14 protein-coding genes are annotated in these 14650 nt (G+C 68.3%); 10 read left to right on the top strand and 4 right to left on the bottom strand.

Going from position 1 to position 14650, the window contains the following annotated elements; genetic code table 11:
* The first annotated feature begins 30 nt into the window (after positions 1-30).
* From ACIBG5_RS33125 to ACIBG5_RS33105, 5 genes are all read left to right on the top strand, one after another.
* On the top strand, positions 31-1893 hold the full coding sequence (locus ACIBG5_RS33125; protein WP_396395463.1) for a bifunctional metallophosphatase/5'-nucleotidase: 1863 nt from the start codon (positions 31-33) through the stop codon (positions 1891-1893).
* Positions 1894-1985: 92 nt separating this feature from the next.
* Positions 1986-2675, top strand: coding sequence for a FadR/GntR family transcriptional regulator (locus tag ACIBG5_RS33120; protein WP_396395462.1), 690 nt, complete (start codon positions 1986-1988; stop codon positions 2673-2675).
* A gap of 62 nt (positions 2676-2737) precedes the next feature.
* Positions 2738-3466, top strand: coding sequence for a creatininase family protein (locus ACIBG5_RS33115; RefSeq protein WP_396395461.1), 729 nt, complete (start codon positions 2738-2740; stop codon positions 3464-3466).
* Between the two features lie 84 nt (positions 3467-3550).
* Entirely contained in the window at positions 3551-4468 is a 918-nt protein-coding gene (locus ACIBG5_RS33110) for an alpha/beta hydrolase family esterase (protein WP_396395460.1), read from the top strand.
* A 1-nt stretch (position 4469) separates the two neighbouring features.
* On the top strand, positions 4470-6002 hold the full coding sequence (locus ACIBG5_RS33105) for an AbgT family transporter (RefSeq protein ID WP_396395459.1): 1533 nt from the start codon (positions 4470-4472) through the stop codon (positions 6000-6002).
* Here the strand turns inward: ACIBG5_RS33105 and ACIBG5_RS33100 are convergent.
* Together ACIBG5_RS33100 and ACIBG5_RS33095 are read right to left on the bottom strand one after the other, a co-directional pair.
* A complete protein-coding gene (locus ACIBG5_RS33100; protein ID WP_396395458.1) occupies positions 5995-6573 on the bottom strand; it encodes a nicotinamidase in 579 nt (192 codons plus the stop codon). The two genes, ACIBG5_RS33105 and ACIBG5_RS33100, sit on opposite strands and share 8 nt — an antisense overlap.
* Positions 6574-6655: 82 nt before the next feature.
* Entirely contained in the window at positions 6656-7435 is a 780-nt protein-coding gene (locus ACIBG5_RS33095; protein ID WP_396395457.1) for an SDR family NAD(P)-dependent oxidoreductase, read from the bottom strand.
* 179 nt (positions 7436-7614) lie between these two features.
* Between ACIBG5_RS33095 and ACIBG5_RS33090 the strand changes: the two genes are divergently transcribed.
* The 5 genes from ACIBG5_RS33090 to ACIBG5_RS33070 all read left to right on the top strand — a co-directional run bounded on the left by ACIBG5_RS33090 (position 7615) and on the right by ACIBG5_RS33070 (position 12553).
* Positions 7615-9132, top strand: a complete 1518-nt coding sequence (locus ACIBG5_RS33090; RefSeq protein WP_396395456.1) for a fibronectin type III domain-containing protein — start codon at positions 7615-7617, stop codon at positions 9130-9132.
* Positions 9133-9308: 176 nt separating this feature from the next.
* Complete coding sequence (locus ACIBG5_RS33085; RefSeq protein ID WP_396395455.1) at positions 9309-10544, top strand: MFS transporter; 1236 nt, start codon at positions 9309-9311, stop codon at positions 10542-10544.
* Positions 10541-11041, top strand: a complete 501-nt coding sequence (locus tag ACIBG5_RS33080; protein ID WP_396395454.1) for an AAA family ATPase — start codon at positions 10541-10543, stop codon at positions 11039-11041. The genes ACIBG5_RS33085 and ACIBG5_RS33080 overlap by 4 nt, the downstream gene beginning before the upstream one ends.
* Positions 11042-11257: 216 nt before the next feature.
* A complete protein-coding gene (locus ACIBG5_RS33075) occupies positions 11258-12022 on the top strand; it encodes a sulfite exporter TauE/SafE family protein (RefSeq protein WP_396395453.1) in 765 nt (254 codons plus the stop codon).
* A gap of 15 nt (positions 12023-12037) precedes the next feature.
* The gene (locus ACIBG5_RS33070) at positions 12038-12553 is read left to right on the top strand and encodes an NUDIX hydrolase (RefSeq protein WP_396395673.1); all 516 of its coding nucleotides are present in this window, start codon (positions 12038-12040) and stop codon (positions 12551-12553) included.
* On the opposite strand, the gene ACIBG5_RS33065 is transcribed toward ACIBG5_RS33070, so the two are convergent.
* Both ACIBG5_RS33065 and ACIBG5_RS33060 read right to left on the bottom strand, forming a co-directional pair.
* Positions 12550-13548, bottom strand: coding sequence for a YdcF family protein (locus ACIBG5_RS33065; RefSeq protein WP_396395452.1), 999 nt, complete (start codon positions 13546-13548; stop codon positions 12550-12552). The two genes, ACIBG5_RS33070 and ACIBG5_RS33065, sit on opposite strands and share 4 nt — an antisense overlap.
* Before the next feature lie 36 nt (positions 13549-13584).
* Positions 13585-14583, bottom strand: a complete 999-nt coding sequence (locus ACIBG5_RS33060) for a hypothetical protein (protein ID WP_396395451.1) — start codon at positions 14581-14583, stop codon at positions 13585-13587.
* Between the last annotated feature and the right edge of the window lie 67 nt (positions 14584-14650).

The raw sequence follows: 14650 nt of genomic DNA, 5'->3' as shown, positions 1-14650 counted from the left end.
CGGCGGCGAGACTGCCGGCACAACCTACGCGTGAGGCGGACGATGACGGACAGCGGCGAGCGGACGACGATGACGAGGCGAACGGTGATCGGAGGCGCGGCGGCGCTGGCGGCGGCCGGGTTCCAGGCGGTACCGGCGTACGCGGGTCACGATGCCGGGCACAGTTCCACGACGGTCCGGCTGACCGTGATGGGCACCACCGACCTGCACGGCAACGTCTTCAACTGGGACTACTTCAAGAACGCCGAGTACGACGACGCCGCGCACAACGACATCGGCCTGGCCAAGATCTCCACCCTCGTCACCGCTGTCCGGGACCGCGTCGCCGCGGAGCGCCGGGCACCGCAGCCGCTGCTGCTGGACGCCGGTGACACCATCCAGGGCACCCCGCTGGCCTACTACTTCGCCAAGATCGAGCCCATCACCGGTGGGCACACCCACCCGATGGCCGCCGCGATGAACAAGATCGGGTACGACGCCGCCGCGCTGGGCAATCACGAGTTCAACTACGGCCTCGACATCCTGCGCAAGTTCCAGCGGCAGCTGGGGTTCCCGCTGCTCGGGGCGAACGCCCAGGACTGGACCACGGGCCTGCCGGTGTTCCCGCCGTACGTGCTGAAGCGGGTGCAGGTGCCGGGCGACAAGCCGATCACAGTCGGCATCCTCGGCCTGACCAACCCGGGCATCGCGATCTGGGACAAGGCGAACGTCGAGAACAAGGTCAAGTTCGGCGGCATCGTCGAGCTGGCGAAGGTCTGGGTGCCGCGCGTCCGCAAGGCCGGCGCCGACGTGGTGATCGTGTCCGCGCACTCCGGCATGGACCTGTCCTCGTCGTACGGCGACGCCCTGCCGGTGCCGGAGAACGCGTCGGCCCTGATGGCGGAGACGGTTCCGGGCATCGACGCCGTACTGGTCGGCCACGCGCATCTGGAGATCCCCGAGCGGATGGTGACCAACAAGACCACCGGCGAGCAGGTCGTGCTGAGCGAGCCGCTGAAGTGGGGCATGCGGCTGTCGCTGTTCGACCTGGACCTGCAGAAGGTGCGCGGCCGCTGGACGGTCGTCGGCCGGCACAGCCAGGTGCTGAACGCGAACACCGTGGACGCAGACCCGACGGTGGTCGCCGTACTGCAGAAGGACCACGACAAGGTCATCGAGTACGTGAACTCGAAGATCGAGACCTGCAAGGAGGCGATGTCTGCCGCGACCGCGCCGTGGGAGGACACCGCAGCCCTGGACTTCGTGAACTTCATCCAGGCCGACGCGGTGTCGAAGGCGCTCGTCGGTACGCCGCAGGCCGGCCTGCCGGTGCTGGCGATCGCGGCACCGTTCAACCGGGAGGCCGCCATCCCGGCCGGTGACGTGTCGGTGCGGGACGTGGCCGGGCTCTACATCTTCGACAACACGCTGCTCGCGGTGACGATGACCGGTGCCCAGGTCCAGGCCTATCTCGAGTTCTCCGCGCAGTACTTCAAGCAGGTGACCGGCGCCGGTCCGTTCCCGTCCGACCAGGTCACCAACGCGCCCACGCCGACCGCGCCGGGCGGGACTCCGGACTACAACTACGACGTGATGGGCGGCCTGACGAAGCCGCTCACGTACAAGATCGACATCGCGAAGCCGGTCGGCTCCCGGATCACCGACCTCGCGTACGACGGCACCGCGGTGACCGCGGACCAGGAGTTCGTTGTCGCGGTCAACAACTACCGGCAGTCCGGCGGCGGCAACTTCCCGCACGTCTCGACCGCGCCGGTCGTCTACAACCGCCAGGTCGAGATCCGCCAGTTGATGATCGACTACGTGACGTCGACCGGCGCCGTCGACCCGGCCACCTTCCACACCACCGACTGGTCCCTGACCTCGAACGGCGCCCCGATCGTGGTCACCGCCTGACGTCCGGTTTCCGGGGAACACGGTTGCAGGACCCGCAGAGCGACGGCGCGGGGGTCTTGACCGAGATAAAGGCTAAGTGATTTAGTCAGTTTGTGACTTACTCAGCGTCCGAGGCGCCACCCAGCCTGTCCGATCGGTTGACCGAGTCGATTCTCGGCATCATCCGCGACGGCGGGCTGGGCCCGGGCGACGCGATCCCGTCGGCTCGTGAGCTGGCCAAGCGGTTCGCGATCACCACGCCGACGGTCCGGGAGGCGCTGCGGAAGCTCGAGGCGACCGGTGCGGTCGAGTTCCGGCACGGTTCGGGCACGTACGTCGGTCCGACGATCAACAACGTCGTACTGGCGAATCCGCACCGCCCGCCGATCACCAAGGAGTCGGTGCTGCAGCTGATCAGCGCCCGCCTGGTGATCGAGCCGGCCGTCGCCGCGCAGTCCGCGGCCGCCCGGCAGCCGGAGAACCTGGAGCGGCTCGAGGCCGCGGTCACCAATGCGCTCATCCCACCGGGCGGTCCGGCGTTCGCGCTGAACTTCCACGTGGAGCTCGCCGCCGCCTCCGGGAATCCGTTGCTGCAGGAGGTTCTGGCCTCCCTGCTGAAGGTGCGGGTCCGCGAGCAGCAGCAGATTCGTGCGCTCTACGACAACCGCGAGCGCGACCACGAAGAGCATCAGGCGATCCTGGAGGCCGTCCGGGCACAGGACGTCGAAGCGGCCGAACGACTCACCCGCGAGCACCTCGACAACATCCGCGTGGCCGTCGAGTCGGCCTCGGAACTGTCATGAACGGCCGTTCTCCGGAAGAAAAGCGCCACCAGGCGGCGAAAAGTCTCCGGAGACTCGCGGAGATGACGACCGACGAGGCCGCAGCTGCGGTACGGCGGTCGCCGCTGGTGATCATCCCGGTCGGGGCGCAGGAGCAGCATGGCGGCGGGATGGCGATGGCCACGGACACCGTGCGCGCTGTCGGTGTCGCCGACCGAGTGGCCGAACGACTGGCCGGTCGCGCCGTGATCGCTCCGGTCGTCCCATACGGCATCTCGCCGCACCACATGGCCTTCGCCGGGACCATGTCGTTGTCCCCGGCAACCTTCATGCAGGTGCTGCGGGATGTGATCGCCAGTCTGCGGGACCACGGCTGGCGGCAGTTTCTCGTGATCACCGGGCACGGTGGGAACAACGCCGCGCTGTCCGTCCTGGCGCAGGAGTACGTCCGCCAGGACCTCACCTTCACGTGGACACCGATCACCTCCGTGGTGTCCGACCTGATCGTCGATGTCAGCGAGGTCCACGGTCACTCCGGTGAGGCCGAGACCGCGCAGATGCTGTACCTCGCACCCGACCTCGTCCAGGCCGACCGCCTGGAGCCGGGTGCCACCACGCTCGACGAGTTGACCACCCCGGCCCGGCTGTCCCGGCAGGCGCGCGGACCGCGCCTGTCCGTCGGGTTCGACGTGTACCACAAGCGTGGCGTGCTGGGAGATCCCCGCCGCGCCACTGCCGAGGACGGCCGTCTCCTGGTCGAGGCGGCCGCCGACCGCATAGCCGCCTTCGCCGACGAACTGCTCTCGGCCTGACCCCAAGACGCCCGCTCACTGGACCCCGGCTCAGGCGGTCCAGGCGCGAGCCTGCCCGCTCGCATGCCCGAGGAGGCACCCCTGATGAACCTCGCACGCCCCAAAGCGCTCGGCGCGCTCCTGATCACCGCCGGCCTGCTGACGATCGGGTTGCCATCGGCAACTGCCGCCCCAGATTCCCGGAGTACCGGTTGCGGCAAGCAAGCAGTCTCCACCGGCGACTACGAGGTCGTCAGCGGTGGACACACCCGGACCTACCGCCTGCACGTCCCGGAGAGGTACAACTCCACCAAGGCGTCACCGTTGATCGTCGTGTACCACGGCCGCGGCAAGACCGGTGCGCAGACGGAGGCGTTCTCCGACCTGTCGAAGCTCGACGCGATCGTTGCCTACCCCAACGGGGTGATCGGTGACGAGGACAAGCAGGCCTGGCAGGGAGCGCCGTACTCTGCCAAGGGTGTCGACGACGTCAAGTTCACCGCTGATCTGCTGGACAAGCTGGAAGGCGAGCTCTGCGTCGACACCGACGCCGTCTACGCGACCGGCAAGTCGAACGGTGCCGGCTTCACCGGCATCCTGGCCTGCCAGCTGGCCGACCGGATCGCCGCGATCGCCCCGGTCTCCGGCGCCTTCTACATCGAGGGCAAGCGGTGCGCGCCCAGCCGCCCGGTCCCGGTGCTCGACATCCACGGCACCGGCGACACCACGATCCCGTACGGCGGTGACGGGCAGCGCGACCTGCCCAGTGTCGAGACCTGGGTCCGCGACTGGGCTGTCCGCGACCACTGCGACCAGGAACCGCGGATGTCCCAGCAGGGCGACGACGTACTGAAGTTCACCTACAAGGGATGCACGGCTGATGTCGTCCATGTCGCCGTCACGGACGGCGGGCACAGCTGGCCGGGATCGGACGCCTCGTCGGGGCCGGGCTATGTGACCCAGACGTTCGAAGCGCACGAGTTGATCGGCGCGTTCTTCGAGTCGCACAAGCTGAGGCACTGACATGAGTACGACGACCGGCACGAGGGAGCAGTTGCCACGCCTGGTCCGGGCGATGGCCGTGATCGAGCGGGCCGGCAACGCGCTGCCGCATCCGTTCTGGTTGTTCTGGATCCTGTCCGGACTCCTCGCGGTGGTGAGCGCGGTCCTGGCCGGGTTCGACATCTCGGTGGTGTCGCCGAAGGACGGCAAGACCGTCGCGGTGCAGAACCTGCTGTCCGGCGACGGCCTGCAGATGGCGGTGTCGACGGCGATCTCGAACTTCGCCGAGTTCCCGCCGATGGCGACCATCGTGGTCGTGATCATGGGCGTCGCGCTGGCCGAGCGGACCGGATTCCTGCAGGCCCTGATGCGGGTCAGCGTCTCCCGGGTGCCGCAGTCGATGGTGGTGTTCGCGGTGGCGTTCGCCGGCACGATGGCGCATGTGGCGTCGGCCGCGGCGTACATCATCCTGGTGCCGCTCGGCGGGCTCGCGTTCCGCGCGGTCGGCCGGTCGCCGATCCTCGGCATCGTGGTCGCGTACACCGCGATCGCCTCCGGGTACGACGCCAGCCCGATCCCGACCCCGAACGACGCGATCTTCGCCGGCATCACCACGGCGGCGGCAAAGACGGTGGACCCGGATGCCTATATCTCGCCGCTGTCCAACTGGTTCTTCAACATCGTGTCGTCCGTGCTGCTGGCGTTGGTGATCACGTTGGTCACCCGGCTGGTGCTGAACAAGCGGACCGACCTCGAGGCCGACCCGGACGCGCCTGGTGACGATCCGGACCAGCTCAAAGTATCCGTTGCCGAGCGCACCGGTCTGCGCCGGGCCGGGATCGTCTTCCTGCTCGCGGCCGTCGCGATCGTCGCCGTACTGGCACCGCACAACTCGCCGCTCCGAGGTGAGAACGGAAGCATCGTCGAGTCGCCGTTCCTGGACGGCATCGCGATGGTCGTCGCGGTCCTCTTCGGCATCGTCGGCATCACCTACGGCGTGACGGTAGGGCGGTGTCGTGCGGCCGACGTACCCAGACTGATGGCCGAGGGCATCAAACAGATGGCGCCTGTCTTGGTGCTGTTCTTCGCGATCGCACAGTTCCTGGCGTACTTCGACTGGAGCAACATCGGCGATCTGCTGTCGGCGGAGTCGGCGCGGGTGCTGGGGGACCTCGGCGCACCGAAGGTGGTGATCTTCCTCGGCATCCTGGTGCTGCTGACGGTGATCAACGTGCTGGTGACGAGCGGTTCGGCGATGTGGTCGCTGACCGCGCCGATCCTGGTGCCGATGATGCTGCTGCTGAGCGTGCCGGCCGAGACCACACAGGCGCTGTTCCGGATCGCCGACTCGGGGTCGACTGCCATCACGCCGATGAGCCCGTACTTCGTGATGGCGCTCGGGTTCCTGCAGCGGTACCGCAAGGACGCCGGCGTCGGCACGCTGGCGTCGTACACGGTGCCGTTGGCGATCGCGATGACGGTCGCCTGGACGTTGTTGTTCCTGGCCTGGTGGGCGATCGGCATCCCGCTCGGCCCGGGCGCCCCAGTCAGGTGAGGGTGACGCCGGCGGCGCGGAGGTCGGTCAAGGCCTGCTCCGTGCTGCCCGGCGCGACCCCTGCGGTCAGCGCGGTGAGGACCGTCGTACGGAAGCCCTCGTTGCGGGCGTCGAGGGCGGTCGCCCGGACACAGTAGTCGGTGGCGATCCCGCACACGTCGACGTCCGTGACGCCCTTGGTCCGCAACCAGTCGGCGAGCGCGTGGCCGCCTTCATGGGACTTGCCCTCGAAGCCCGAGTAGGCGGCGGCGTACTCGCCCTTGTCGAAGATCGCGTCGAACGGCTGGGGGTCGAGGTTCGGGTGGAAGCTGACGCCGTCGGTGCCGGCCACACAGTGCCGGGGCCAGGAGTGGACGAAGTCGGGGTCGTCGGAGAAGTGGCCGCCCGGGTCGATGTGGTGGTCCCGGGTGGCCACGACGTACGCGTACTGCCGGTCGCCGGGGTCGGTCTCGTGCCACTTGTGCAGCAGTTCGCCGATCCGGAAGGCGACGTCGGCTCCACCGCTCACGGCCAGGCTCCCGCCCTCGCAGAAGTCGTTCTGCACATCCACCACGATCAGTGCCCGGGCCATCGCGACGCTCCTTTTCCAGGTGTCCCTGAGGCCACGGTACAAGCGTGACCGCCGCTCGGCCCCCAGCGCGCGCCGCGCCGTGCTACTCCGGCAACAGCGAACCGCCGGTGACGCGCAGGATCTCGCCCTGGATCGCCCTGGTCCGCGGCGAGGTGAGGAACACGATCGCGTCGGCCAGGTCGGTGGTCTCGGGCAGCCGCCGGGCGCTGAACCTGGTGGCGAGCTGATCCACCGCGGGCTTCGGCAGGACCCGGTGCTCGCCGTTCTCCAAGGTGATGCCGGGCATCACGACATTGACCAGGACGCCGTCCTGCCCGAGATCGTGCTGCAGGCTGGCGACCAGTCCGTGCAGACCGGCCTTCGCCGCGCTGTACGGCCAGGCGCCGGCCAGGCCGCGCTCGGCCAGGTCCGTGGAGATCAGCACGAGTCGCCCGTGCGCCGACCGCCGCAACGCCGGCGCGACCTGCTGAACCAGGTGGAAGTTCCCCTCGAGATTCGCCCGCATGACCGGGATCCACCACTCGGGCCTGGCGTCCTCGATCTTCGTCGGCCGATCGTGAAACCCCGCGTTACCCCAGTCGACCGCGTTCCCCACCACGGCATCGAGCCCACCCCACTGACCGACCGTCGCCTCGACCGCGGCCGCGATCGTCTCCGGCTCGTTCAGATCCATCGGTACGACGTACGCCGTACCTCCGGCCGCCTCGATCTCCTCCGCAACCCCTTCCGCAGCGTCCTTCCGCGAGTTGTAGGTGATCGCAACCCGGGCACCCTCCCGCCCGTACGCCACCGCGGTCGCCCGCCCGATCCCCGAAGACCCACCGGTCACCAACACCGCCGCGTCGTTCAGCCCCAGTTCCATGACCCGCTCCTCCTGTAATAGTTAGTCGGCTAATCACAAAACTTAGCCAACTAACTATCGGAACGCAACCCGCCGTCAGGCCGAGGCGCTGTCGGGATGGCCTGAGCTGACAGTTATCGTGTCGTGGCAGAAAGTCACGGGCTGAGCTGGCCCGTCGGTTCAGGGGGCTGAGGGCGTCGATGAAGAAGGCAGTTCTGGCAGTTGTCGCGGGCGCGGCTGTGGTCGCCGCGGCGCTGGTTCCGTCGGGTCCGCCGGTTGCGGCGGCGATGCCGGGGTTCGGGTCGGCCGTGTCCGCGGTCGGGAAGGTGACGTGGCAGACCAACGACAGCGTGAACGCGCTCGCCGTCGCGGGCGACACGGTGTACGCCGGCGGACTGTTCACCCGCATCCGGCAGCCCGGCAAGGTGGAGGGGCAGGGGGAAGCGGCCCGCACCTACCTGGCCGCCTTCGATCGAACCACAGGTACGCCGACCGCCTTCGCCCCGAAGCTCAACGGAGCGGTCTGGAGCATCGCCACCTCCCCGGACGGCAAATGGCTAGTGGTCGGTGGAGACTTCACCACCGTCGACGGCGTGGCCAGGCAGCACATCGCGATGTTCAGCGTTGCCACCGGCAAGCTTGTGGCCGGGTGGGATCCGGCGGTGAGCTACCGGGTCGCGGCGCTGGCGATCCACGGCACGTCCGTCTACCTGGGCGGCTCGTTCCAGCGGGTCGACAAGGCAGTGCGCAACCGGGTGGCAGCGGTCGCGCTGAGCACCGGTGCGCTGCTGCCGTGGGATCCGGACGCGGACAACGACGTGTACGCGCTCAAGCCGTCCGACGACGGCTCCCGCGTCTTCGTCGGCGGTGGCTTCAGTGAGCTGAACGGCGAGGACCACTGGGCCCTGGCGATGGTGAACCCGACGACCGGTGCGGTCCTCGACCTGCCGGCTGCGGACGCCATTCCCGAACCGTCGCCGGACTGCATGAGCCGGGTGAGGGACATCGACACGGCCGACGGCCGGGTGTTCGTCGCCAACGCCGGCAGCGGGATCGGCTGCTACGACGGCGTCCTGGCCGCTGACGAGACGACCGGCAAGTTGCTCTGGCAGAGCCAGTGCCTGGGTGCGACCGAGGCGATCAAGGTGATCGGCAACTGGCTCTACAAGGGCTCGCACGCGCACGACTGCAGCAAGGATGGCGGCTTCCCGGACAAGACCGGCATGCACCACCTGCTGGTGGAGAGCGCGATCAACGGCAAGCTCGGCCCTTGGTACCCGAACACCGACGCGGGCGGCGAGACCCTGGTCGGACCGCTGGCGTTCGCGTCCGGCGGCAACGACCTGTGGGTCGGTGGTGACTTCACCACCGTGAACGGCAAGCCACAGCAGGGCCTCACGCGGTTCGACAACGCACCCGGCGGTGCCAAGCCGGCCGTGCCCGCGGCGCCGAAGGTCTCCAGTACGCGGGCCAACCAGACGACGGTCAGCTTCACGACGGTCGTCGACACGGACAACATCGCGCTGAGCTACGTGCTGTACCGCGGCACCACGAAGGTCGCCAGCTGGTCGCGCAGCTCCTACTCCTGGACCACGCCATCCGTCCAGACCTTCACCGATACCGCTGTCCGGAGTGGCCAGACCGTCAGCTACCACGTCGAGGTAGGCGACGGCCGCAACCTCAGCAAGAGCGCAGCGGCCGCCGTAAAAGTCCGCTGACGTCCGCGGCGGGCCGGGGTAAGCTCGCGTCCGACCTCGAGGAGTTGGGACATGGTCGGCAGATCGCGCACGCGTTGACCTCAGCCGTCATCGCGTGCTGCTTCCACTGAGCGGCACAGCGAGCTTTCGCCTGCCCGGGTATCGCCGTACCCGGGTGTCTCAAGGGACTCCTTCTCGTGCCGCTGTCTTTTTGTGCGCCCACGCTGTGGGCCGATCGTGACTTCCTCCGGCTCTGGCTCGGCCAGACCGCCTCACAGTTCGGTGCCTACGCCAGTCAGGTGACGCTGCCGCTGGTGGCGGTGACCTCGCTCGGCGCGAGCGCCGCGCACCTCGGCGCGCTCCGGGCCGTGCAACAGGTGCCGATCCTGCTGTGCTCACTGTTCGTCGGCGTTCTGGTCGACCGCTGGCGATCCCGCGCCATGATGGTGTACGCCGACCTCGGCCGCGCGCTCGTACTCGCGGCGGTCCCGATCGGGTGGATGCTCGGGATGCCGTTCCTGTACGTCGTGGCGTTCACGGCCGGCGTGTTCACGGTGTGCTTCGACGTGGCGTACCAGGCGTCGCTCCCGCGGCTCGTCGACCGCGATCAACTTGCTCAGGGCAACAGCATGGTGGAGACCACCCGATCGGCCGCGCAGATCTGCGGACCGGCGCTGGGCGGCGGGCTGGTCTCGTTGCTCACCGCCCCGATCGCCGTCCTTGCGAGCGCGGCCTTCTTCGCGGTCTCCAGCCTGTCGATCGGACGCATCCGCCGGCTGACGAGCACACCCCCGAGCGCGACGACCGGTCTCGGCCGGCAGATCAGGGAAGGGCTGCGGATCGTCATCCGCGACGGGTCACTGCGGGCAGTGGCGATTGCGACCTGCATCTACCAGTTCTCCTTCACCGCGCTGACCACCGTCTACCTGCTCTTCCTGGCTCGCGCCCTGGACCTGCCGAGTGCCGTCCTCGGTCTGGTCCTCGCCGCGTTCGGTCCGGGCGTCCTGATCGGATCAGTGCTTTCCAGCTGGATGCCCAGGCGGTTCGGCTACGGCCGGGTGGTGGTGTTCGCCGCCCTCATCTCCGATGTCGTCATGCTGTCCACCTCCGGCCTGCACGGTTCCGGCCCGGCGACCGTCGCCGCGCTGATCGCGATCAACGTCCTGTACGGCGCCTTCAGCCAAACCGTCGATGTCGCGGTGACGGCGATCCGCCAGGCGATCACCCCGCTGCCGGTTCAGGGCCGGGTCGTCGCCACGATCAACTTCCTCGGCATGGGGCTGACCCCGCTCGGCGCACTCTTGGGCGGAGTTGTGGCTGGTGCGTTCGGCATCCGGATCGCACTTCTCCTGGCCACCGCAGGAATGTTCCTGTCGCCGTTGTTCCTGAGCCTGTCTCCGCTGGCTCGCCTGGGCACTAGCCTGGCGCGATGAAGCGGATCTTGGTGACCGGAGTGTCCGGCGTCGGGAAGTCCACGGTGGTGGAGCGCCTGGCCGAACTGGGTCACCGCGCCGTGGATCTCGACTCGCCGGAGTGGTCGGAGTGGGTCGACAGCCCGGACGGTTCCGGCCCCACGCCATCGCAGCCGGGGAAGGACTGGCAGTGGCGAGAGGACCGGGTCCGGGAGCTGCTGGCGGACGACTGTGACGGAGTTCTCATCGTCAGTGGGTGCGCGCGGAACCTGGGCGTGTTCCGTGACCGCTTCACCGTCGTCGTACTGCTGAGCGTCCCTGCCGAGGTGATGGCCGAACGGCTCACCCATCGGACCACCAACAGGTACGGAAAGGATCCGGAGGAACTCGCCCGCAGCCTCGAGTTCAAGGTGTCGGTAGAACCGTTGCTGCGGGCAACCGCTGACCTGGAGCTGGACGGAACCACACCGCTCGCGCAGCTCGTCACCCGGATCGAGCGGTTCGCCGCTGAGTCCTGACGAGCGGGCCGAGCAGCTCGATCCGTAGCGGGCGGTTCACCCACCGTAGTCTGCTCTGCGATGGGATCATCCGGCGATCGATTGTCTCAACGGCTGACCAGGCGACGCGCGGCCACGTGATACTCGTCTCGGCGCCGCCCCACGGTGAGATTCTGGCGGGCTGAACGCAGCGATCGTGATTGGCTGGCGAGTGATGGACGAGATGACGGCGAGCGCGTGACCGGCCCGGAGCACCTCGCGGTGGTGGCCGCGGGACTCGGCGCGGGGATGCTGACCTCGACGGTCGGCGTCGCTTCGCTGATCAGCTTCCCGGTCCTGATCGCGCTCGGGATCCCGCCCGTCGTCGCCAACGCGTCGAACACGGTCGGCCTGCTGCCGGGCGCGCTGAGCGGATCGTTCGGCTATCGCCGCGAGCTCCGTGAGGTGCCGCGACCACAGACGATCGCCGTCGTCCTGACCTGCGCGATCGGGGCGATCGGTGGTGCCGCGCTGCTCTTGGCTTTGCCGGCGGACGTGTTCGCCGCGGCCGCGCCGTGGCTGATCCTCTTCACCTGCTTGATCGTCGGCGTACAGCCGTGGATCTCGACCTGGCTCCGCTCGCGGCGAGAACACCCGCACGGGACGCAGGCGACGATGTCACCGGCGACGACCTTCTTCACCGCACTCACGGGTGTGTACGGCGGCTACTTCGGCGCCGGCGCCGGCGTGATGATGATGGCCGTGCTCGGCCTGGGCCTCGACCTGGAACTGCGGATCGTCAACGCCCTCAAGACCCTGGCGTTGCTGGCCGCGAACCTCGTCGCGAGCGTGATCTTTGTCTTCGTCGCCGACCTCGACCTGACCGCCGCCGCCCTCCTGGCCGCAGGCTCCGTCGTCGGTGGGTACGTCGGCTCCCACATCGGCCGCCGCCTCCCCAGCGGCCTCCTCCGTGTACTGATCGTCCTGGCTGGAATCATTGCCGCAGTCCTGATGCTGCGCTGACAACGGAGGTGCCCTATCACCGAGCTGCCGAAGGATCTGCCGATCCTCGAGAGGGACGCGGTCCGCGTCGTCGTCCGTGACAGCAAGGACCGGATCCTGCTCTTCCACACACGTGAGGTGACCGCGCCCGAGCTGGGCGAGTGGTGGGAGCTGCCGGGCGGGGGCATCGACGAGGGCGAGACCTCGCTGGACGCCGCGCTCCGCGAGCTGCGCGAGGAGACCGGGATCAAGGTGACCCCGGAGCAGGTGAGTACGCCGACCTGGCGGCGTACGGCGTCGTTCCGCCATCGCGCCGTACGGCACCTCCAGCACGAGGTGGTATGCGAGGTGAGGCTCGACGGGCCGGGACCGGATGTCGACGAGACCGAGCGGTTCGACTACGAGAAAGAGGACTACTTCGGCTTCCGCTGGTGGCCGATCGCCGACGTGGTGGCGAGTCAGGACGTGTTCTATCCGCGCAACCTGCCCGGATTGCTGACGTCGTTCCTGGCCGGGGACCAGATCGACGAGCCGTTCGAACTGTGGTCCTAGACGTGCTGCAGGATCGCGCCGGCTGTGATCAGCAGGCAGATGCCGCCGTTGACGTACTTGTGTGAGTAGAGGATCGCGACGAACTCGCGGATCGTTGCCGTCGGCCAGTAGTACGCCGCGGTCGGGGAGCCGACGACCTGGCCGTTGACCCTGACCTTGCGGGCGGTCAGTGCGGCCCGGAAGGCGTGGAAGTTGTTCGTCACGATCAGGCACCGGTACGCCGGCACCCGGCTGACCATCAGTTCCCGGCTGAAGGTCAGGTTCTCCGTCGTACTGGTCGACCGGTCCTCACGCAGGATCCGGTCCTCCGGCACACCACGCTCGATCAGGTACGACGCCATCGCGTGCGACTCGGGGACATCCTCGTCGGGGCCCTGGCCGCCGGACGTGATGATCATCGGCGACCGACCCTTGCGGACAGCCCGCAGGTAGACCTGCTGGGCCCGATCGAGCCGGCTCGCCAGCAGCGGCGGGACGCGCGAGCCGCGCAGCCCGGAGCCGAGGACGACGACGAAGTCGACCTTCCGCGACGAGCGCACCCGGCTGTAGACGAACGCGTAGGCGAGGAAACACACGAACAGGAACGAGATGTAGGTGAGCACCCCGACCAGGATCGAGCGCACCGCATCGAGCGGTTCCCAGCTGAGCCGCTGGACCGCGATGCCGAAGATGACGAGCCCGATGATGCCGAGCCCTGCGAGCAGCGACAGCAGGTTCGCCGGCCGGCGGCCCTCCCGGCGCAGCATCGTCACGCCGTTGATCACGAGGAAGATCGCGAGCACCACGATCGCCACCGGGATGGCGACCACGATCGCCAGCACCAGCCAGCGCGCGGCGGTGCCGCTGACGGAGTCGAGCGCGAAGATCACGCCGATCCCGGCGAACATCAGCGTCAGGACGAGGAAGATCCCGTTGCGGAACAGCCGCCGGTCGTGCAGGAAGCTGAGCGCGAAGACGAGGAACCAGAACCCGGCGATTCCGAACGAGATGAGCATCGGGCGCCATCAAACCATCTGATGGCGCCCGATCGCTCACGCCAGGCTGGTCAGTGACGAGATCGATGCCTTGTGCAGGTGGGTGATCACGTTCTTCGTCTTCGGGTCGGACCGGTACAGGTACGACCCGGACTCGAACACCTCGTACACGCGGCCGCCGTACTCGGTCAGCCCCTCGGACATGCTCGGCGCCCGGAAGCAGCTCAGCTTCGCCTTGTCCAGGTCCGGCTGCCCGCGGCGGACGACGTACAGGTTGCTCAGCTTGTCCCGCCCGTACGACGTGCTGTAGATGAAGTGCGACTTGGTCACCAGCAGGCCCTGGGTCTTGGTCGGGATCTCCCAGGCCTTGTTGATCGTGGTCAGCGTGCCGTTGCTGCTGATCTTGTACTCGTGCATCTTGTCGCGGCCCTTGTCGTTGAACTTCCCGGCGAACAGGGAGTCCCCGTAGCTGGTCAGGAACGACGCGCCGTACACCTTGCGCTCGGAGCCGGTCGCCTTCACGTACGGCGTGCCGGCCTTCTTCATCGCGGCGCGCAGCGTGGCCAGGCTGTACTTGCGGATGCCGTTGGTGCTGCCCTGGACGAAGGCCCAGCCGTAGACCGTGGTGATGCCGCCGCCGTGGGTCGCCGCGATCGCGACGTCGCCGACGACCTTGTTGGTGGCCGGGTCGATGCCGACGATGACCGAGTTCGAGCCCTTGCGGTACATGGTGACCAGCAGCAGGTTCTTGCTGCCGTCCCAGTTCCACCAGGTGCCGATGCCCTGCGGGGTGTACGACGCCAGCCGCGGCAGCGCCGCGCTCACGCTGAACCGGGCGTCGTACTTCGCCGACGCCGACGGGCCGTCGTAGAAGTGCTTGCCGCCGGCCTTGGCGTCACAACTGATGGCGCGCGTAGCCGTGACCGCGGTCGTGGTGGCGGCCGTGGCCGGCTGCGATGGGCCTTTGACCGCGACGGTGATCGCGGTGCCGGTGGCCAGGACACCCGCCAGGCCGAGGGCGGTGAAAGCCCGGCGGCGGGACAGTTTGGGGCGCAACTTAGTTCCTCTCCAATGGGTAAGACCGTCAACCTCCAACCCTTGGTGATGTGCGAGAGTCGTGCCG

Source organism: Kribbella sp. NPDC050241 (assembly GCF_044459685.1).
In the GTDB taxonomy this organism is placed as follows: Bacteria; Actinomycetota; Actinomycetes; order Propionibacteriales; family Kribbellaceae; genus Kribbella.
Note: the sequence above shows the minus strand (reverse complement) of the source record. Positions and strands in the feature narration are given on the sequence as shown.

Coding starts and splice junctions, on each gene's coding strand:
- ACIBG5_RS33115 (WP_396395461.1), top strand. CDS start 2,738: ATGACGACCGACGAGGCCGCAGCTGCGGTACGGCGGTCGCCGCTGGTG.
- ACIBG5_RS33110 (WP_396395460.1), top strand. CDS start 3,551: ATGAACCTCGCACGCCCCAAAGCGCTCGGCGCGCTCCTGATCACCGCC.
- ACIBG5_RS33105 (WP_396395459.1), top strand. CDS start 4,470: ATGAGTACGACGACCGGCACGAGGGAGCAGTTGCCACGCCTGGTCCGG.
- ACIBG5_RS33100 (WP_396395458.1), bottom strand. CDS start 6,573: ATGGCCCGGGCACTGATCGTGGTGGATGTGCAGAACGACTTCTGCGAG.
- ACIBG5_RS33095 (WP_396395457.1), bottom strand. CDS start 7,435: ATGGAACTGGGGCTGAACGACGCGGCGGTGTTGGTGACCGGTGGGTCT.
- ACIBG5_RS33090 (WP_396395456.1), top strand. CDS start 7,615: ATGAAGAAGGCAGTTCTGGCAGTTGTCGCGGGCGCGGCTGTGGTCGCC.
- ACIBG5_RS33080 (WP_396395454.1), top strand. CDS start 10,541: ATGAAGCGGATCTTGGTGACCGGAGTGTCCGGCGTCGGGAAGTCCACG.
- ACIBG5_RS33065 (WP_396395452.1), bottom strand. CDS start 13,548: ATGCTCATCTCGTTCGGAATCGCCGGGTTCTGGTTCCTCGTCTTCGCG.